The organism is Nocardioides currus, from assembly GCF_003057875.1.
GTDB lineage: Bacteria > Actinomycetota > Actinomycetes > Propionibacteriales > Nocardioidaceae > Nocardioides > Nocardioides currus.
Genome location: NZ_PYXZ01000007.1, coordinates 173,795 through 192,817, shown reverse-complemented (window position 1 = coordinate 192,817; position 19,023 = coordinate 173,795). Strand labels below are relative to the sequence as shown.

Below are 19,023 nucleotides of genomic sequence, written 5' to 3'. Positions count from 1 at the left end.
GTGTTCATCGCCGGCTTCCCTGCTGGGCCCTGGGGCACCAACTGCTACGTCGTCGCCACCGGCCCCGGCAGCGAGTGCGTGGTCGTCGACCCCGGCAAGGACGCCGCCGCAGGCGTGGCCGACGTCGTGCGCGAGCACAGGCTCAAGCCGGTCTCGGTCCTCGTCACCCATGGCCATGTCGACCACATGTGGTGCGTGGCGCCCGTGGCCGGGACGTACGACGCCACGGCCTGGATCCACCCGAGCGATCGCCACCTGCTCGAGGACCCGATGGCCGGCATGAGCCCGGGGACGACGCAGATGCTGCTCGGCGGCAGCTACGAGTGGGCCGAGCCCGACGACGTGCGCGAGCTCACCGACCTCCAGGAGCTCGAGCTCGCCGGCCTGCGGTTCGTCGTCGACCACACGCCCGGCCACACCGAGGGCTCGGTCACCTTCCGCACGCCGTACGAGGACCAGGACATCTCCGAGGTCATGTTCTCCGGCGACCTGCTGTTCGCGGGCTCGATCGGGCGCACCGACCTCCCCGGCGGCGACCACGCCACCATGCTGCGCAGCCTCGCGAGCAAGGTGCTGCCGCTCGCCGACGACGTCGTCGTGCTGCCCGGCCACGGCGAGCAGACCTCCATCGGTCGCGAGCGCGCGACCAACCCCTTCCTCCAGGACCTCTGACAGGACCTCCTCGAATGCCCAAGATCGCCCCGCTCAGCGGGTTCCCCGAGCTCCTCCCCGAGCAGCGCGTCGTCGAGCGCGAGGTCATCGCCTCGCTCTCGCGCACCTTCGAGCTGCACGGCTTCGCCAACATCGAGACCCGCGTCGTCGAGCCCATCGACCGGCTGGCCAAGGGCGGCGAGATCGACAAGGAGATCTACGTCCTCCAGCGCCTCGCCGCCGACGCGGACGCGAAGGCCGAGCTCGGGATGCACTTCGACCTGACGGTGCCCTTCGCACGCTACGTGCTGGAGAACGCCGGTCACCTCGAGTTCCCGTTCCGACGCTTCCAGGTCCAGCCCGCGTGGCGCGGCGAGCGACCTCAGGAGGGCCGCTACCGGCAGTTCACCCAGGCCGACATCGACATCGTCGGTCGCGACACCCTCGGCTTCCACCACGACGTCGAGGTCGTGCGGGTGATGGTCGAGGCCCTGGGAGCGCTGCCCCTGCCACCACTGTCGTTCCAGGTCAACAACCGCAAGCTGATCCAGGGCTTCTACCGCGGCCTCGGCATCCCCGACGTGACCACCGCGATCAAGGTCATCGACAAGCTCGACAAGCTGCCCGAGGACACCGTCGCCCAGCAGCTCGTCGAGCAGGCCGGGGCGAGCGCCGAGCAGGCCGCACTGTGCCTGCGGCTGGCCACGATCCGCGTCGCCGACACCTCCTTCGTCGAGCAGGTCCGTGCCCTCGGCGTCGAGGACGAGCTCCTCGAGACCGGGCTGACCGAGCTCGCCGCCGTCATCGACGGGTGCGCGAGCGCCACCTCCGAGCGCGTCACCGTCGAGGCCAACCTGCGCATCGCCCGCGGCCTCGACTACTACACCGGCACCGTCCTCGAGGTCTTCATGGCCGGCTACGAGCGCCTCAAGTCCGTCGGAGGCGGGGGCCGCTACGACGCCCTGGCCAGCGACGGGAAGACCACCTATCCCGGCGTCGGCGTGTCCTTCGGCGTCTCGCGCACCCTCATCCCGCTCATCGCCGACGGGGTCCTGTCCGGCAGCCGCAAGGTGCCGAGCGCGGTCCTGGTGGCGGTCACCGACGACGACGCCCGCGACGCCAGCACGGCGGTCGCCACCGCGCTCCGAGCCCGCGGCGTGGCCTGCGAGGTGTCCGCCGACGCGGCGAAGTTCGGCAAGCAGATCCGCGCCGCCGAGCGACGCGGCATCCCGTTCGTCTGGTTCAGCCAGGCGGACGGCACCCACCAGGTCAAGGACATCCGTTCCGGTGAGCAGGTCGACGCGGACCCGGCCACCTGGACCCCGCCGGAGGACGACCTCCGGCCCACCGTCATCAGCACCGCACGTGAAATAGAGGAGAACCAGTGATCCGCACCCATGACGCCGGCGCATTGCGCGCCGAGCACGTCGGACAGACCGTCGTCCTCGCCGGATGGGTCGCCCGCCGGCGCGACCACGGCGGCGTGGCGTTCCTCGACCTGCGCGAGGCCAGCGGCGTGGTGCAGGTCGTGGTGCGCGACGAGGAGGTGGCCCACAGCCTGCGCAGCGAGTTCTGCCTCAAGGTCACCGGCGAGGTCGTCGCCCGCAAGGCCGGCAACGAGAACCCCAACCTGCCGACCGGCGAGATCGAGGTCGTCGCCACCGACGTCGAGGTCCTCAGCGCCAGCGCGCCGCTGCCGTTCCCGATCGACGACCATGTCGACGTGGGGGAGGAGGCGCGTCTCAAGCACCGCTACCTCGACCTGCGCCGCTCCGGCCCCAACGCCGCCCTGCGCCTGCGCAGCAAGATCAACAAGGCGGCCCGCGACGTCCTCGACGCCCGCGACTTCGTCGAGATCGAGACGCCGACCCTGACGCGCTCGACGCCCGAGGGCGCACGCGACTTCCTGGTGCCGGCCCGCCTCGCGCCCGGCAGCTGGTACGCCCTCCCGCAGAGCCCTCAGCTGTTCAAGCAGCTGCTGATGGTCGGCGGCATGGAGCGCTACTACCAGATCGCCCGCTGCTACCGCGACGAGGACTTCCGCGCCGACCGCCAGCCCGAGTTCACCCAGCTCGACATCGAGATGAGCTTCGTCGACCAGGAGGACGTCCTCACGCTGATGGAGGACGTGCTCGAGGCGATGTGGGCCCAGGCCGGCCACACCATCCCGCGGCCGATCCCGCGCATGACGTACGCCGAGGCGATGGCGCGCTTCGGCTCCGACAAGCCCGACCTGCGCATGGGCCTCGAGCTCGTCGAGTGCACCGACTACTTCAAGGAGACGACCTTCCGGGTCTTCCAGGCGCCGTACGTCGGTGCCGTCGTGATGCCCGGCGGCGGCAGCCAGCCCCGCCGCCAGTTCGACGCCTGGCAGGACTGGGCCAAGCAGCGCGGGGCGAAGGGCCTGGCCTACGTCACGGTCGGCGAGGACGGCGAGCTCGGTGGCCCGGTCGCCAAGAACCTCACCGACGCCGAGCGCGACGGCCTCGCCGCGCACGTCGGTGCCGCTCCCGGCGACTGCATCTTCTTCGCGGCCGGGCCGGTCAAGAGCAGCCGCGCGCTGCTGGGCGCCGCGCGCCTCGAGATCGGCCGGCGCGGCGACCTGCTCGACGACTCGGTCTTCGCCTTCACCTGGGTCGTCGACGCGCCCCTGTTCGAGCCGAGCTCCGACGCGGTCGCCAGCGGCGACGTCGCGGTCGGCGCCGGCGCCTGGACGGCCGTGCACCACGCCTTCACCAGCCCCAAGCCGGAGTTCCTCGACACCTTCGACACCGACCCCGGCAGCGCACTGGCCTACGCCTACGACATCGTCTGCAACGGCAACGAGCTCGGTGGCGGGTCGATCCGAATCCACCGCGGCGACATCCAGACCCGGGTCTTCTCGGTGATGGGCCTGGGCGAGGAGGAGGCGCAGGAGAAGTTCGGCTTCCTGCTCGACGCCTTCAAGTTCGGCGCCCCACCGCACGGCGGCATCGCCGTCGGCATGGACCGGATCGTCGCGCTGCTGGCCGGCACCGACTCGATCCGCGACGTGATCGCCTTCCCCAAGTCCGGGGGTGGGTACGACCCCCTCACGGCGGCTCCGGCGCCCATCACGCCCGAGCAGCGGAAGGAAGCTGGCGTCGACGCGCCCGCGGCGAAGGATGTCCCGCCGCCGGCGTGAAGCACCCGCAGATCTGCGGTCGCTGACCGACCCGTCGTGTCCGGATCGTTACGCGTAGGTGATCGCCTGTGAGGTCCGCGTCACATAGAGTCCCGTTCGGCGCTGGCCGGTTCGTCTCGTGAACACGCCCGATCCGACCAGTCCACCGGGACACCCCCGGCGCCACCAGCACCGCACCCGCACCATGGACCAGCAACCCCGGACCAGTTAAGGGAGAGCATGTCGCAGCCGACTGCACCGGAGACCTTGGGCTCGTTGAGTGACGAGACCCCGGTCGATCCCAACAGCAAGCAGGCCAAGGCGATCGCCGGCCGTTCGCCCATGCAGATCGCGCTCGGCCGACTGGTCCGGGACAAGATCGCCATGGTGTGCGCGGCCGTCATCGTGTTCTTCCTCGTCGTCGCGATCTTCGCGCCGCTGATCTGCAAGCTGTTCGGCGTCAGCACCGACACGGTCTTCGCCAGCCAGTACCTCGACATGCTCGGCGGGGGCATGCCGCTCAAGGGCCCGCCCAACAACGGCTTCGACCCCGAGCACCCGTTCGGCATCGCGCCGCAGTCGGCGGACGACAACCTGGCCTACTGGGTCTACGGCTGCCGCACCTCGCTGACCATCGCCGCCTCCGCGACGCTGTTCGCCTCCGTCGTGGGCATCGCCGTCGGCCTGCTGGCCGGCTTCCTCGGCGGGATCGTCGACAAGGTGCTCTCCTTCTTCATCGACCTGTTCCTGACCATCCCGTTCCTGCTCGCTGCGCTGACCATCGCGCCGATCCTCAACGACCGCTTCTCGCTCAACGACAACTACGCGTTGATCCAGAAGTTCTCGCTGGTCGCGGTGCTGGCGATCTTCGGCTGGATGGGCATGGCCCGCCTGATCCGCGGCGAGGTCCTCTCGCTGCGTGAGCGCGAGTTCGTCCAGGCCGCACGCGTCCTGGGCATGCCGACCAGCCGGGTGCTGATCAAGGAGCTCATGCCCAACCTCGCCGCCCCGATCATCATCAGCGTCTCGCTGATGCTGCCGGCCTTCGTCGCGGCCGAGGCCGGCCTGGCGTTCCTCGGCATCGGAGTCACCAGCGGCGCCTCGTGGGGACAGACGATCTCCAAGGCCGTCAAGTACTTCGAGGAGTACCCCCTCTACCTCTGGGAGCCCCTGATCGGCGTCGTGCTGCTGGTCCTCTCCCTGAACCTCCTCGGCGACGCGATCCGCGACGCCCTGGACCCCAAGACTCGTCGCTGATCCCTCCATCGAGAAGCGATGCAGACGTTGCCGACAGCACCTGCCGACGGCACGAACCCAGAAAAGAAAGGCTGGACACCAATGAAGCGGAACAAGCCGCTCGCGCTCGTCGCCGGTGCCGCTCTGATCACCCTCGCTGCCTGTGGTGGCGGCGGCGGTGACGACGAGGGCTCCACCGGGGGCACCGACAGGGAATTCGGCGACCAGGGCGCCGGCACCAAGGACGAGAAGCTCCAGGGTCCCGCGGAGGCCATCGAGGGCGCCACCGAGGGCGGCACCGTCACGGTGTACGTCGCTGGCGACCCCGGTCCCAACTCGCTCGACCCGACCGAGGGCTGGTCCGTCCTGGGCAACTCCATCCAGCAGGCGCTCACGAGCCGTTCGCTCACGCAGTACAAGCGTGGCCCCGACGGCGAGCCGGTCCTGGTGCCCGACCTGGCGACCGACCTCGGCACGCCCAACGAGGACTACACCGAGTGGACGTTCACGATCCGTGACGACGCCACCTGGGAGGACGGCAAGCCGATCACCGGTGAAGAGGTGGCCTGGGGCATCCAGCGCTCGCTCGACGCCGAGCAGTTCCCGTCCGGTCCCGGCACGGAGTACTCCAAGGCCTACTTCGAGGGTGGCCAGGACTACAACGGCCCCTACACCGACAAGGGCAAGGCCTACGACGCGATCAGCTTCGACGGCCAGGACGTGACCATCAAGATGTCCAAGCCCTTCCCGGACATGGACTACTGGGGCGCCTTCATGGCGATGGGCCCGGCCCCGCTCGGCAAGGCCTCGCAGCCGCCGAACTACGGCCAGGACCCGCTGTCCAACGGTCCCTACAAGATCGAGAAGTTCACGGTCGGCGAGGAGCTCGTCCTCACCAAGAACGACCAGTGGATCGCCGACAGCGACCCGGCTCGTCACCAGTACGTCGACGAGTGGATCTTCAAGTTCGACCAGGACCAGGCCAAGGTCGACCAGATCATGCTGTCGGACAACTCCGACTCGCAGACGGCCATCGCCACCTCGATCGGCTCGGACAAGTACAAGCAGGCCAACGAGGAGCTCGGCGACCGCCTCGTGCAGCAGACCGCCCAGTGTGTCTCCACGCTGACGCCTGACTACACGAAGATCACCGACATCAACATCCGCAAGGCCCTGGCCTACGCGTACCCGTACAACGACATGTGGCTGGCCACGGGCGAGGTGCCCGGTGTCACCCGCGTGCCGGCCAACTCGGTCATGCCTCCCGGCATGGCGGGCAAGGTCGACGGTTTCCAGCCGGACGGTGAGCAGATCACCTTCAACCCGGAGAAGGCCAAGGAGCTGCTGACCGAGGCCGACGCCGTCGGTTACCAGATCAACATGGTCTACTACGAGACCGACCCGCTCGCGGTCGCCGGTCAGAAGCAGCTCACCAAGGGCCTCGAGACCGCCGGCTTCAAGGTCAAGGCGACCCCGATCCAGGTCTCGCCGTACGACATCTGGCTCGACCCGGAGAACAAGATCAACAAGACGCTCAACCTGCGTGGCGTCAACTGGTGCTCCGACTGGCCGGCCGGCTCGACGATGCTCCCGCCGCTGCTCAAGACGGGTGCCGTCTACAACACCGCTCAGTTCTCCGAGGCCTCGGTGGACGACGAGATGGACAACATCGCCACCCTTCCGCTGGAGGAGCAGGCCGACGCCTGGGGCGCGCTGGACGAGAAGATCATGACGGACTACTTCCCGATCATCCCGACCGCGTTCCGCAACGACCTGTTCGTCTTCGGCACGAAGATCGGCAACCCGAGCGGCGACGCTGCGCTCGGTGCTCCGAACTACAAGGACTTCTACGTGATGCAGTGATCGCCTACCGTGAGAGATTCACGGTGTGATCACCCCTTGTAGCAATAGATTCACCTGACGGGTGGGGGTTCCCAGATCGGGAGCCCCCACTCGCCAGCCCGGACCTCATCCATCACCCCCCTCCACCAATACCGGGAGAGACTGCGATGTTCGCCTATATCGTCAAGCGGCTCATTTCGGGGTTCCTCGTCGTGGTGCTCGTGTCCATGGCCGTGTTCGCCCTGTTCTGGTACGGCCCGTCGAAGCCCGCACAGGCCATCTGCGACCGCGAGACCAGCAACCGCTGCGGCGACCGCATCGAGATCTACCAAGAGAACCTCGGCTACAACAACCCGATCTACTCCGAGTACGGGAAGTTCGTGAAGGGCATCTTCGCCGGACGCGAGATCACCTTCGGAGCCACGACCTACCAGTGCGACGCGCCCTGCCTGGGCCTGTCCTACAACACGAAGCAGCCCGTGACCGAGGAGCTCGTCAGCCGGCTCCCCGCGACGGCCTCCGTCGCCGTGGGTGGAGCCTTCCTCTACCTCCTCTTCGGCATCCCGATCGGTGTCGCCGCAGCCAGACGGCGCGGCACGGTCACCGACAAGGCGCTCGTGTCCAGCTTCTTGTTCCTCAGCTCCATCCCGTACTACCTCTTCGCCCTCCTGACGTGGCTCTACCTCACGGTGCTCTGGGAGGCGCCCTTCGTCTCCGACGTCGGCTACTTCTCACCGATATCCGACGGGCCGCTGAAGTGGTTCGGCGGGCTCTTCCTGGCCTGGGTGGCGCTCGGCATCTTCGGCTGCACGCAGTACACGCGTTACACCCGCGGTGCGATGGTCGAGGCCCTGAGCGAGGACTACATCCGTACGGCGAAGGCCAAGGGCCTGCCGGCGCGCACCATCGTCTACAAGCACGGGCTGAGGGCCGCCCTGGTCCCGGTCGTGACCATCTTCGGCATCGACTTCGGCATCCTGCTGGCGGGCACGATCTTCACCGAGCGGATCTTCGAGATCCAGGGCATCGGCTGGTGGAGCCTGCAGGCGGTCGGCAACAAGGACCTGCCCGTGGTGGCGGCGACCGCGATGTTCTCCGCGGTGATGCTCATCGTCAGCAACCTGATCGTCGACATCGTCTACAGCATTCTCGACCCGAGGGTGAGGCTTTCGTGACCAGCACTGTTTCCAGCTCCGACCCGGGCCAGGCGGCCCGCTCCGAGCGCTCCGGCGGACCGATCCTCGAGGTCGAGGACCTCACGGTCAGCTTCCCGACCCAGGACGGTCCGGTCTCGGCGGTCCAGGGACTCAGCTACTCCGTCGAGATGGGCAAGACCCTCGGCATCGTGGGGGAGTCGGGCTCCGGCAAGTCGGTGTCGAGCATGGCCGTCCTCGGCCTGCACGACGCCAAGTCCAGCACCATCACGGGCTCGATCCGGGTCGACGGCACCGAGGTCGTGGGGCTCTCGGAGGCCCGCATGCGCAAGCTGCGCGGCAACACGGTCTCGATGATCTTCCAGGACGCGCTCGCCGCGCTGCACCCGTTCTACAAGATCGGCGCGCAGCTGGCGGAGGCCTACCAGGTGCACCACCCCAGCGCGAGCGACCGTGACGCCCGGCGCAAGGCCATCGAGATGCTCGACCGCGTCGGCATCCCGCAGCCCGACCGTCGCGTCGACGACTTCCCGCACCAGTTCTCCGGCGGCATGCGCCAGCGCGCGATGATCGCCATGGGCCTGATCAACGACCCGTCCCTGCTCATCGCCGACGAGCCCACCACGGCGCTCGACGTGACCGTGCAGGCGCAGATCCTCGACCTGCTGCAGGACCTCCAGCGCGAGTTCAACTCCGCCGTCATCATCATCACCCACGACCTCGGCGTCATCGCCGAGATGGCCGACGACGTGCTGGTGATGTACGCCGGGCGCTGCGTGGAGTACGGCACCACCAAGGAGATCCTGACCCACCCGGAGATGCCCTACACGTGGGGCCTGCTCTCCAGCATCCCCGACGTGCAGGCGAGCACCGACGCCCGGCTCATCCCCATCCCCGGCAACCCGCCGAGCCTCCTGAGCCCGCCGTCCGGCTGCTCCTTCCACCCTCGCTGCTCGTTCACCGACAAGGTGCCCGGCAACCTGTGCTCGGAGAAGCTGCCCGCACTGACCCCGGCCGCGTCGCGCGTCGAGCACCTCAAGCGCTGCCACCTGGCCAACCCCGACGCGATCTACCAGGCCGAAGTGCTGCCGGAGATCGCTCCCGAGCTGGTCGAGGAGAACCGATGACCAACGACCCCAACGTCGAGGCCCAGATCGAGCCCACCGAGGTGGGCGCCAACTCCGCCGAGACGGGCGAGCGCGACCTCAGCGCTGACGGCGTGGAGGAGCCGCACGACTTCTACGCCGACCACGAGGTCCAGATCGCCAGCGACTACGAGGGCCACGTCGCCTCCCGCCTCGACCCGAACGCCGAGCCGGTGCTCGAGGTCGAGGACCTCAAGATGTACTTCCCGGTCAAGTCCTCCGGCCTGATCCGCCGCACCATCGGCCACGTCCAGGCCGTCGACGGCGTGTCGTTCCAGGTGCCGCGCGGCGGCTCGCTCGGCCTGGTGGGGGAGTCCGGCTGCGGCAAGTCGACGACCGGTCGGCTGATCACCCGCCTCTACGAGCCCACCGGCGGTTCGATGATGTTCGAGGGCAGGGACCTCGCGAAGGTCTCGCAGCGGGAGATGAAGCCCTACCGCCGCGAGCTCCAGATGATCTTCCAGGACCCCTACACCTCGCTCAACCCCCGCCACACGGTCGGTTCGATCGTGGGCGCGCCGCTGGCCGTGCACAACATCGTGCCGAAGAACAAGATCCTCGGCCGGGTCCAGGAGCTGCTCGAGGTCGTGGGTCTCAACCCCGAGCACTACAACCGCTACCCCAACGAGTTCTCGGGCGGCCAGCGCCAGCGCATCGGCATCGCCCGGGCGCTCACGCTCAACCCCAAGCTGCTGGTGGCCGACGAGCCGGTCTCGGCCCTCGACGTCTCCATCCAGGCCCAGGTCGTGAACCTCCTGCAGGACCTGCAGAAGGAGTTCGACATCGCCTTCCTCTTCATCGCCCACGACCTCGCGATCGTGCGGCACTTCTGCCCTGAGGTGGCGGTGATGTATCTCGGCAAGATCGTCGAGATCGCCGACCGCGAGACGCTGTACGGCCGACCGCACCACCCCTACACGCAGGCCCTGATCTCGGCCGTGCCGGACGTCAAGCAGGCCGCGATCGGCGGCCGGCGCGAGCGCATCCGCCTCGAGGGCGACGTGCCCAGCCCGATCAACCCGCCCTCGGGCTGCCGGTTCCGGACGCGGTGCTCCTACGCCCAGGAGATCTGCGCGAAGGTCGAGCCGCCGCTGCTCCAGATCGGCAAGCGCCACAAGGTGGCCTGCCACTTCGCCGGCGAGCTCGGCGCCCACCCGGCGACCCCCGTCACCACCGAGCTGCTCGGCGTCGACGACCAGGGCAACGCCACGGGCACGACCTCGCCCACGCCGGTGACCACGGGACCGGGCTACGAGAACGAGTGGTTCGACCTCAAGACCAAGCAGCTCACGTCCGCCTGACTTGAACGACTCCCTCTTCGAGATCCCCGAGCACGCCGTCACCGGCGTGCCCGGGGGTGGCTCGCTCGGCGCCAACACGCACGCGTCGGCGCCCCTCGCCGTACGCATGCGTCCACGCACGCTCGACGAGCTGGTCGGGCAGTCGCAGCTGCGCTCCGCGGGATCGCCGCTGCGCCAGCTGATCGAGGGCGACCAGTCGATGTCGCTGCTGCTGTGGGGTCCGCCCGGCACGGGCAAGACCACCATCGCCTCGATCGTCAGCCAGCAGACGCAGCGCCGCTTCGTCGAGGTCTCGGCCGTCGCCGCCGGGGTCAAGGAGGTGCGCGCTGCCATCGACGCCGCCCGCTCCGAGCTGGCCCGCGGCGGCAGCGAGACGGTGCTCTTCGTCGACGAGGTGCACCGTTTCACCAAGGCGCAGCAGGACGCCCTGCTGCCCGGGGTCGAGAACCGTTGGGTCACGCTCGTTGCCGCGACCACGGAGAACCCCTTCTTCTCGGTCATCTCGCCCCTGCTGTCGCGCAGCCTGCTGCTGCGCCTGGAGTCCCTGACCGATGACGACATCGTCGCCGTGGTCGAGCAGGCGCTGGTCGACGAGCGCGGCCTGGACGGAGCGTTCGAGATCGACGAGGACGCGCAGGCCCACCTGGTCCGGCTGGCCGGGGGCGACGCGCGTCGGGTGCTGACCTACCTCGAGGCCGCGGCCGGCGCGGCGAGGTCGCAGGGCAGCGCGACGATCGACCTCGGCACCGCCGAGACGGCCGTCGACCAGGCCGCGGTCCGCTACGACCGCCAGGGCGACCAGCACTACGACGTGATCAGCGCCTTCATCAAGTCGGTGCGCGGCTCCGACGTCGACGCGTCCCTGCACTACCTCGCCCGGATGATGGAGGCCGGCGAGGACCCGCGGTTCATCGCCCGGCGGCTGGTGATCCTGGCCAGCGAGGACGTCGGGCTCGCCGACCCGACCGCCCTGACCACCGCCGTGGCCGCGGCCCAGGCCGTGCAGCTGATCGGGATGCCCGAGGCCCGGCTCAACCTCGCGCAGGCCACGATCGCGCTCGCGGTCGCGCCCAAGTCCAACGCCGTGACCACGGCCATCGACGCCGCCACCGCGGACGTGCGCGCCGGCAAGATCGGCAACGTCCCCCCGCACCTGCGCGACGCCCACTACGCCGGCTCGAAGAAGATCGGTCACGGTGCGACGTACACGTACAGCCACGACGAGCCCTTCGGCATCGCCGAGCAGCAGTACGCCCCCGACGTCATCGAGGACGCTGCCTACTACCGACCGACGGCCCTCGGTGCCGAGGCCGCCATCAAGGACCGCTGGGAACGGGTCCGCAAGATCATCCGCGGGAAGTGACGCCATGAGCCAGGAGCTGTGGGACCAGGAAGCAGCCACCTTCGACGACGAGCCCGACCACGGGCTGGCCGACGAGCACACCCGCGCCGCGTGGCGCGACCTCCTCCTGGGCGTGCTGCCCCCGAGCGGGCGGGTCGCCGACCTCGGGTGCGGGACCGGCACCCTCTCCCGGCTGCTGGTCGACGAGGGGTTCACCGTCGACGGCGTCGACTTCTCGCCGGAGATGGTCCGCCGGGCCCGGCTCAAGGTCCCCGAGTCGCAGTTCGTGGTCGCCGACGCCGCGCGTCCGCCCCTCGAGGTCGGGGCCTACGACGTGGTGCTGAGCCGGCACGTGCTGTGGGCCATGACCGACCCCGAGGCGGCCGTCGCGCGCTGGGTCGACCTGCTCGCGCCGGGCGGGACGCTCGTGCTGGTGGAGGGCCACTGGATGACCGGGGCCGGGCTGCGTGCGGCGGAGGCGGAGGCGATCGTCCGCACCGCCCGCTCGGAGGCCGTGGTGCGCCAGCTCCCCGAGCCGGTCTTCTGGGGCAAGGACATCACCGATGAGCGCTACCTGCTCGTCAGCCGTGCCTGACCCCGCTCGGCTCACGGCGCCGACCCACCGGGCTATAGGGTTTCGCAGGTGAACGACGAGCAGACGTGGCTGGCGGTGGCCGCAGCAGGCGCCGTGGCGCTGGTCCTGTTGCTCGCCTGCGCGTTGCTGTGGCGCAGCACCCGACGCCTGGCCGCGCGCGTGGCCGAGCTCGAGACCGCCGCCCACGCGGTCGAGCCGACCGAGGCGCGCACGACCGCGGCGGTCGAGCAGGCGACGTACGTCATCACGGCCGTCGACCAGGACGAACCCGACGACCGGACCCCTGGAGCGCCGCTCGTGCCGGCCCGCATCGACGGCGCGCTGTTCGCCGACATCGTGGCCCGCGAGAGCGTGGTGAAGGCGGCCGGCCTCGCCCACGGCCTGCGGCGAGCACTCGCCCCCGAGACCCGCAACCGGATCCGCTTCGAGATGAGGCGCGAGGTCAAGCGCGCCCGCAAGCAGCGCCGGGCCGACCTGAAGGCCGCCCTGCGCGACCTCCAGGCACGTGAACGCTCGGGGATGACCGGGGAGGACGCCGCCTGATGGCGAGGTCGCTGTGGTTCGTGGCCGGAGCAGGGGCGGGCGTCTACGCGATGACCCGTGCCCGGAGGGCGGCCGAGTCGCTCACAGCGGACGGGCTCCGCGATCGCCTGAGCGGGCTCGGCGTCGGGGTGAGGCTGTTCCGCGACGAGGTCGCCGCCGGGCAGGCCGAGAAGGAAACCGAGTTGCGCGAACGCCTGGGGCTGGTGCCCCATGGCATTCCCGAGCTGACGACGAACAGAGAGACACCTGATGGACACCAGTGAGATCCGCCGCCGCTTCGTTGCTCACTTCGAAGCGGCCGGGCACACGGCCGTCCCGTCCGCGAGCGTGCTGGCCAGCGACCCCAACCTGCTGTTCGTCCCCGCCGGGATGGTCCCGTTCAAGCCCTACTTCCTCGGCCAGGAGACCCCGCCCTACGAGCGCGCGGTGAGCATCCAGAAGTGCGTGCGCACGCCCGACATCGAGGACGTCGGCAAGACCACCCGCCACGGCACGTTCTTCGAGATGTGCGGCAACTTCTCCTTCGGCGACTACTTCAAGGAGCGCGCCATCGAGCTGGCGTGGGACCTGGTCACCAAGCCGCAGTCCGACGGCGGCTGGGGCTTCCCCGAGGACAAGCTCTACCCCAGCGTCTACGTCGACGACGCCGAGGCCGTGGCGCTGTGGAAGAAGATCACCGGGCTGCCCGACGAGCGCATCGCGCGCCTCGGCAAGACGGAGAACTACTGGTCGATGGGCGTGCCCGGACCCGGCGGCCCGTGCTCGGAGATCCTGATCGACCGGGGTCCGGCGTACGGCGCCGACGGCGACTTCTCCGCCGAGGACCGCTACCTCGAGTTCTGGAACCTCGTCTTCATGCAGGACGAGCTCTCCGCGGTGCGCTCCAAGGAGGACTTCGACATCGCGGGCTCGCTGCCCAAGAAGAACATCGACACGGGCATGGGCCTGGAGCGCGTCGCGTTCATGACCCAGGGCGTCGAGAACATGTACGAGATCGACGTGATGTTCCCGGTGATCGAGCGTGCGATGGAGCTCTCCGGCAAGAAGTACGGCGCCGACCACGAGGACGACGTCCGGTTCCGGGTCGTCGCCGACCACGTCCGCAGCTCGATGATGCTCATCGGCGACGGTGTGACTCCCGGCAACGAGGGTCGCGGCTACGTGCTGCGGCGGCTCCTGCGCCGCGCCGTACGCTCCATGCGCCTCCTCGGCTACGAGGACCCGGCGCTGCCCGAGCTGATGCCCGTCTCGCGCGACAAGATGGCCGAGACCTACTCCGACCTCACCCGCGACTGGGACCGCATCGCCCGCGTGGCGTACGGCGAGGAGGACACGTTCCGCAAGACGCTGCAGGCCGGCACGCAGATCTTCGACCTCGCGGCCTCGGACGTGAAGGCGGCCGGCGCGACGACGCTCGCGGGTGAGCAGGCGTTCGCGCTGCACGACACCTACGGCTTCCCGATCGACCTGACGCTCGAGATGGCCGCGGAGCAGGGCCTCGTCGTCGACGAGCCCGGCTTCCGCGCGCTCATGGCCGAGCAGCGCGAGCGGGCCAAGGCGGACGCCAAGGCGAAGAAGGGCCAGCACGCCGACACCACCGTCTACCGGGGGATCCTGGACGCCAACGGTCCGACCGAGTGGCTGGCCTACGAGACCCTCGAGACCGAGTCGCGCCCGCTGGCGCTGCTCTCGGGCGGCGGCGCGACGCAGGCCCTGGGCGAGGGCGAGATCGGCGAGCTCGTGCTCGACCGTACGCCGTTCTACGCCGAGTCGGGCGGCCAGGCCGCCGACGCCGGGGTCATCGACTTCGAGGGCGGGCGCCTCGAGGTGCTCGACGTCCAGCGACCGATCAAGGGGCTGGTCGTCCACCAGGTGCGGGTCACCGAGGGCGAGCTCAGCGCCGATGCGAAGGGCCTCCTCGCCAAGGTCGACCCCGGCTGGCGCATCGGGGCGAGGCAGGCCCACTCCGGCACGCACGTCGTGCACGCCGCGCTGCGGCAGGTGCTCGGCCCCAGTGCGCTGCAGTCGGGCTCGTTCAACCGCCCCGGCTACCTCCGCCTCGACTTCGGGTGGACCCAGGCCCTGAGCCCCGAGCAGGTGCGCGAGATCGAGCAGGTCTCGCAGCAGGCGCTGCGCTCCGACCTGCCCGTCGCCTGGGACTACATGACCCTCGAGCAGGCCCGCGACTGGGGCGCGATCGCGCTGTTCGGCGAGACCTACGACAACACGAAGGTCCGCGTCGTCGAGATCGGCGGCCCGTGGTCGCGCGAGCTCTGCGGCGGCACCCACGTCGAGCACTCGTCCCAGATCGGCACGATCGTCGTCACCGGCGAGGCGAGCGTCGGCTCCGGCAGCCGTCGCATCGAGGCGTTCACCGGCGTCGAGGGCTTCGACTACCTCGCCCGCGAGCGGGACGTCGTCGGCCAGCTGACGACGATGCTCAAGACCCAGCCCGACGACCTCGTCGGCCGCGTCGCCGACCTCGTCGACCGGCTCAAGTCGGTCGAGAAGGAGGTCGAGCGCGCGCGCCTGACGCAGCTGCTGGCCGGCGGCGCGGCGATGGTGTCGACGGCCACCGACGTCAACGGGATCTCCGTCGTCGCCCAGCGCGTCGACGGCGCGGCGGGCGGCGACGTACGCACCCTGGCCCTCGACGTCCGCAGCAAGCTCGACCGCCCCGGCGCCGTGCTGATCGCCGGTGTCAAGGACGGGAGGGTGTCGCTGGTCGGAGCGGTCAACGATGCCGCCCGTGACCGTGGCGTGAGTGCCAACGACCTGGTCCGTCTGGTCGGCTCCTTCGTCGACGGCAAGGGGGGCGGCAAGGCCGACGTCGCGCAGGGCGGCGGCACCGACACCGGTCGCCTGGACGAGGCGCTCGCCGCCGTCCTGGCCGAGGTCGCGCGGGTGGCCGGCGCCTGATGCCCGACGTACGGCGAGGGGTCCGCCTCGGTCTCGACCCGGGCGATGCGCGCATCGGCGTCGCCCGCAGCGACCCGTCGGGCTTCCTGGCGACCCCCCTCGAGACCGTCCGCCGGGGCCGCGGCGACGTGTCCCGGCTGCGTCGTCTCGTGGCCGAGCACGAGGCCGTCGAGGTCGTCGTGGGACTGCCACGGTCGTTGTCGGGAGGCGAGGGACCGGCCGCGGCCAAGGTCCGCGAGTTCGCCGCGCTGCTGGCGCGTCAGGTTGATCCGGTGCCCGTCAGGCTGTGTGATGAGCGCCTGACGACTGTGTCCGCGGAGTCGATGCTGCGCGAGCGGGGTCGCACCGGAGCGGATCGGAGGTCTGTGGTCGACATGGCGGCAGCCGTCCTCATCCTGCAGAACGCTTTGGACACCGAACGCGCGAGTGGCAGTGCGCCTGGAGAGATCGTCGAGGTCAGTGATGAGTGACGAGACGTCACCCGAGGACCCCTACTACGAGGGCGGCGCGCGCCGGGCCAAGCGCAAGCGCGGCATCCCCGGCTGCCTGGCCGTGCTCGTGGCGCTCGCCGTGCTCGTCGGCGGCTTCTACGTCGGCGTCACCAAGGGCGTCGACTGGGTCTCCGACCAGTTCTCCTCCGCCGACGACTTCGCCGGTCCCGGCAGCGGCTCGGTGACCTTCGAGGTCGGCGAGGGCGACGCGACCGCCGAGATCGGCCGCAACCTCAAGGCCGAGGGCGTCGTCGCCTCCGTGCAGGCGTTCCTCGACGCCGCGGCCGCCGACCCCGACTCCGCCGGCATCCAGGTCGGCTACTACGCCATGAAGAAGGAGATGTCGGCCGAGGGCGCCCTCGACGTCCTCCTCGACCCCGCCAACCAGGTCAAGAGCACCGTCACGATCCCCGAGGGACTGCGCGTCGAGGACGTGATGAGCCTGCTCGCCGAGAACACCGACTGGGGCCTGGCGAAGTGGAACGCCGCGCTCAAGGACGACGCCGCGCTGGGGCTGCCCGACTACGCCGAGGGCAACCCCGAGGGCTACCTGTTCCCCGCGACCTACGAGATCGGGCCGAAGGACAAGCCGAAGGACGTCCTCGCGGCGATGGTCGCCCGCTGGCGCCAGGCCGCCGACGACGCCGGGCTGGAGGAGAAGGCGTCCGCGCTCGGGAAGACCCCGGCCGAGCTGATGATCATCGCCTCGCTGGTCGAGGCCGAGGGCCGCGGCGACGACATGCCGAAGATCTCGCGCGTCATCTACAACCGGCTCGACGGGCCGGGCGACCAGGCCGGCACCAACGGCCGGCTGCAGATCGACGCGTCGGTCAACTACGGGCTCGACCAGGAGCTCGGCGTCGCGCTGACGACCGAGCAGCTGGAGCAGGACACGCCGTACAACACCTACACGCGCACCGGCCTCCCGCCCACCCCGATCGAGGCGCCCGGCGACGACGCGATCGCCGCGGCGGCCAACCCCGCCGACGGCGACTGGTACTACTACGTCACCGTGGACCTCGCGACCGGTGAGACCAAGTTCGCCGAGACCTACGACGAGTTCCTCGGCTACAAGGCCGAGCTCACGGAGTACTGCACGACGTCCGACGCCTGCTGATGGGACGCACGTGTGGGGTGCTCGGCGACCCGATCGAGCACTCCCTCTCACCGGTGCTGCACGCGGCCGGCTACGCGGCGCTCGGCCTCGACTGGTCGTACGCCGCCCACCGGGTCGCCTCCGGCGGGCTGCCCGACTTCCTGGCCGGCCTCGGACCGGAGTGGCGGGGGCTCTCGCTGACCATGCCGCTCAAGCGCGAGGCCGTGCCGCTGGTCGACGACCTCACCGAGCGGGCGCGCCTGGCCGGTGGGGCGAACACGATCGTCCTCGACGGTGGCACGCTGCGCGGCGACAACACCGACATCCCCGGTGCGATCGCGGCGATCCGCGAGCGCACGACCGCACCGTTGGCCACCGCGGTGGTGCTGGGCGGGGGAGCGACGGCCACCTCGATCGGCCTCGCCCTGGCCGACCTGGGCGTGCGGACACTGGAGGTGGTGGTTCGCTCGCCGGAGCGGGCCGTCGAGACGCTCGAAGCCGTGCGCGCGCACCCCGGCCACCCCGAGGTGGGCGTGAGCAGGCTCGACGAGGCGGGCCGGTTCGAGGTCGACCTGGTCGCCTCCACCATCCCGGCCGAAGCGCAGGACGACCGACTGGTGCGGGCGTGCGGCGACGTACCCACCCTCTTCGAGATCGTCTACCACCCCTGGCCCACGCCGCTGGCGGCCTCGGCCGGCGACCGGGTGCTGGTCAGCGGCTTCGACCTGCTGCTGCACCAGGCGGCCGTGCAGTTCGAGCTCTTCACCGGCGAGCCGGCTCCGGTCGACGCGATGCGCGCCGCGGGCGAGGACGCCCTGGCCGGTCGGCGCGCGTCGTGAGCCCCACCGGCGCGCTCGTCGCGGCCCTCGTGTGCGGCGCGCTCGGCGCGCTGGTGCCGCGGCTCATCGCCTGGGTGCCCGAGCCGCCCGAGCCGGCCGACGACAAGATCCCCTACGCGCGGATCGCCGCGGCCCCGCGGCTCGCGCTCGTCTCCGTCGTCGTCTGCGCCGTCGTCGGCGCGCTCGTCGGCGGGGCGATCGGGCTCGACTGGCCCCTGCTGTTCCTGGTCCCGCTGGTGCCGGTGGGGGTCGCGCTGGCCCTGATCGACTGGCGCACCCGCCTGCTGCCGACGCGGATCATCGCCCCGACCTACCTCGCGCTCGTCCCGCTCGTGGTCGTCGCGGCGCTCGCGAGCGGCGAGCCGCGGCTGCTGCTGCGCGCGGCGATCGGCTGGGCGGTCATGGGCGGCATCTACGTGCTGCTGTGGCTCGTCTACCCGGCCGGCATGGGGTACGGCGACGTGCGGCTCAGCGGGATCCTGGGCATCGTCCTGGGCTACCTCGGCTGGGGCGAGCTCGCCCTCGGTGGCTGGTCGGCGTTCCTGCTGGGCGGGGTCGGCGGCGTCGTGCTCGTGCTGCTCAAGGTCATCGACCGGCGCCACAACCCGTTCGGGCCGTGGATGCTGATCGGTGCCCTCATCGGGATCGTGGCGGGACCCGCGTTCTCGACGTGGATGTGGGGCGACCTCGGCGCCTGACGGCGCGTGATCTCGCCGCGGGGCGGCCG

At 70.4% G+C, this 19,023-nt stretch carries 17 protein-coding genes; all 17 read left to right on the top strand.

Annotation, left to right across the window (positions count from 1 at the left end; all coding sequences use genetic code 11):
- Nucleotides 1-672, top strand: a complete 672-nt coding sequence (locus C7S10_RS16235; protein ID WP_108345484.1) for an MBL fold metallo-hydrolase — start codon at nt 1-3, stop codon at nt 670-672.
- Between the two features lie 14 nt (nt 673-686).
- Nucleotides 687-2,039 (top strand): histidine--tRNA ligase, encoded by a 1,353-nt coding sequence (gene hisS, locus C7S10_RS16230; protein WP_108345483.1) that lies wholly within the window; start codon nt 687-689, stop codon nt 2,037-2,039.
- Nucleotides 2,036-3,814, top strand: coding sequence for an aspartate--tRNA ligase (aspS, locus tag C7S10_RS16225; protein ID WP_108345482.1), 1,779 nt, complete (start codon nt 2,036-2,038; stop codon nt 3,812-3,814). Before hisS ends, aspS begins: the two co-directional genes overlap by 4 nt.
- Nucleotides 3,815-4,069: 255 nt before the next feature.
- Nucleotides 4,070-5,050, top strand: coding sequence for an ABC transporter permease (locus tag C7S10_RS16220; protein WP_165807184.1), 981 nt, complete (start codon nt 4,070-4,072; stop codon nt 5,048-5,050).
- A gap of 81 nt (nt 5,051-5,131) precedes the next feature.
- On the top strand, nt 5,132-6,892 hold the full coding sequence (locus C7S10_RS16215) for an ABC transporter substrate-binding protein (protein WP_114327806.1): 1,761 nt from the start codon (nt 5,132-5,134) through the stop codon (nt 6,890-6,892).
- Nucleotides 6,893-7,038: 146 nt separating this feature from the next.
- Nucleotides 7,039-8,046, top strand: a complete 1,008-nt coding sequence (locus C7S10_RS16210; RefSeq protein WP_108345479.1) for an ABC transporter permease — start codon at nt 7,039-7,041, stop codon at nt 8,044-8,046.
- Nucleotides 8,043-9,152: an ABC transporter ATP-binding protein gene (locus tag C7S10_RS16205; protein WP_108345478.1), complete on the top strand. Its 1,110-nt coding sequence runs from the start codon at nt 8,043-8,045 to the stop codon at nt 9,150-9,152. The genes C7S10_RS16210 and C7S10_RS16205 overlap by 4 nt, the downstream gene beginning before the upstream one ends.
- Nucleotides 9,149-10,471, top strand: coding sequence for an ABC transporter ATP-binding protein (locus C7S10_RS16200; RefSeq protein WP_108345477.1), 1,323 nt, complete (start codon nt 9,149-9,151; stop codon nt 10,469-10,471). The genes C7S10_RS16205 and C7S10_RS16200 overlap by 4 nt, the downstream gene beginning before the upstream one ends.
- Before the next feature lies 1 nt (nt 10,472).
- A complete protein-coding gene (locus C7S10_RS16195; protein ID WP_423802719.1) occupies nt 10,473-11,834 on the top strand; it encodes a replication-associated recombination protein A in 1,362 nt (453 codons plus the stop codon).
- Nucleotides 11,835-11,838: 4 nt separating this feature from the next.
- The gene (locus tag C7S10_RS16190; protein WP_108345476.1) at nt 11,839-12,408 is read left to right on the top strand and encodes a class I SAM-dependent methyltransferase; all 570 of its coding nucleotides are present in this window, start codon (nt 11,839-11,841) and stop codon (nt 12,406-12,408) included.
- A gap of 48 nt (nt 12,409-12,456) precedes the next feature.
- A complete protein-coding gene (locus C7S10_RS16185) occupies nt 12,457-12,951 on the top strand; it encodes a hypothetical protein (protein ID WP_108345475.1) in 495 nt (164 codons plus the stop codon).
- Nucleotides 12,951-13,214, top strand: coding sequence for a DUF6167 family protein (locus C7S10_RS16180; protein WP_108345474.1), 264 nt, complete (start codon nt 12,951-12,953; stop codon nt 13,212-13,214). Before C7S10_RS16185 ends, C7S10_RS16180 begins: the two co-directional genes overlap by 1 nt.
- Nucleotides 13,201-15,870, top strand: a complete 2,670-nt coding sequence (gene alaS, locus C7S10_RS16175) for an alanine--tRNA ligase (RefSeq protein WP_108345473.1) — start codon at nt 13,201-13,203, stop codon at nt 15,868-15,870. The genes C7S10_RS16180 and alaS overlap by 14 nt, the downstream gene beginning before the upstream one ends.
- Nucleotides 15,870-16,340 (top strand): Holliday junction resolvase RuvX, encoded by a 471-nt coding sequence (ruvX, locus tag C7S10_RS16170; RefSeq protein WP_108345472.1) that lies wholly within the window; start codon nt 15,870-15,872, stop codon nt 16,338-16,340. The genes alaS and ruvX overlap by 1 nt, the downstream gene beginning before the upstream one ends.
- Complete coding sequence (gene mltG, locus C7S10_RS16165; RefSeq protein WP_108345471.1) at nt 16,333-17,478, top strand: endolytic transglycosylase MltG; 1,146 nt, start codon at nt 16,333-16,335, stop codon at nt 17,476-17,478. The genes ruvX and mltG overlap by 8 nt, the downstream gene beginning before the upstream one ends.
- Nucleotides 17,478-18,296 (top strand): shikimate dehydrogenase, encoded by an 819-nt coding sequence (locus C7S10_RS16160; RefSeq protein ID WP_108345470.1) that lies wholly within the window; start codon nt 17,478-17,480, stop codon nt 18,294-18,296. Before mltG ends, C7S10_RS16160 begins: the two co-directional genes overlap by 1 nt.
- Entirely contained in the window at nt 18,293-18,994 is a 702-nt protein-coding gene (locus C7S10_RS16155; protein WP_108345469.1) for a prepilin peptidase, read from the top strand. The genes C7S10_RS16160 and C7S10_RS16155 overlap by 4 nt, the downstream gene beginning before the upstream one ends.
- The last annotated feature ends 29 nt before the right edge of the window (nt 18,995-19,023 follow it).

Excerpts from the sequence above, each read along its gene's own strand:
- C7S10_RS16215 (WP_114327806.1), top strand. The coding sequence starts at position 5,132 with ATGAAGCGGAACAAGCCGCTCGCGCTCGTCGCCGGTGCCGCTCTGATC.
- C7S10_RS16160 (WP_108345470.1), top strand. The coding sequence starts at position 17,478 with ATGGGACGCACGTGTGGGGTGCTCGGCGACCCGATCGAGCACTCCCTC.
- C7S10_RS16190 (WP_108345476.1), top strand. The coding sequence starts at position 11,839 with ATGAGCCAGGAGCTGTGGGACCAGGAAGCAGCCACCTTCGACGACGAG.
- C7S10_RS16180 (WP_108345474.1), top strand. The coding sequence starts at position 12,951 with ATGGCGAGGTCGCTGTGGTTCGTGGCCGGAGCAGGGGCGGGCGTCTAC.
- hisS (WP_108345483.1), top strand. The coding sequence starts at position 687 with ATGCCCAAGATCGCCCCGCTCAGCGGGTTCCCCGAGCTCCTCCCCGAG.
- C7S10_RS16200 (WP_108345477.1), top strand. The coding sequence starts at position 9,149 with ATGACCAACGACCCCAACGTCGAGGCCCAGATCGAGCCCACCGAGGTG.
- alaS (WP_108345473.1), top strand. The coding sequence starts at position 13,201 with ATGGACACCAGTGAGATCCGCCGCCGCTTCGTTGCTCACTTCGAAGCG.
- ruvX (WP_108345472.1), top strand. The coding sequence starts at position 15,870 with ATGCCCGACGTACGGCGAGGGGTCCGCCTCGGTCTCGACCCGGGCGAT.
- mltG (WP_108345471.1), top strand. The coding sequence starts at position 16,333 with ATGAGTGACGAGACGTCACCCGAGGACCCCTACTACGAGGGCGGCGCG.
- C7S10_RS16210 (WP_108345479.1), top strand. The coding sequence starts at position 7,039 with ATGTTCGCCTATATCGTCAAGCGGCTCATTTCGGGGTTCCTCGTCGTG.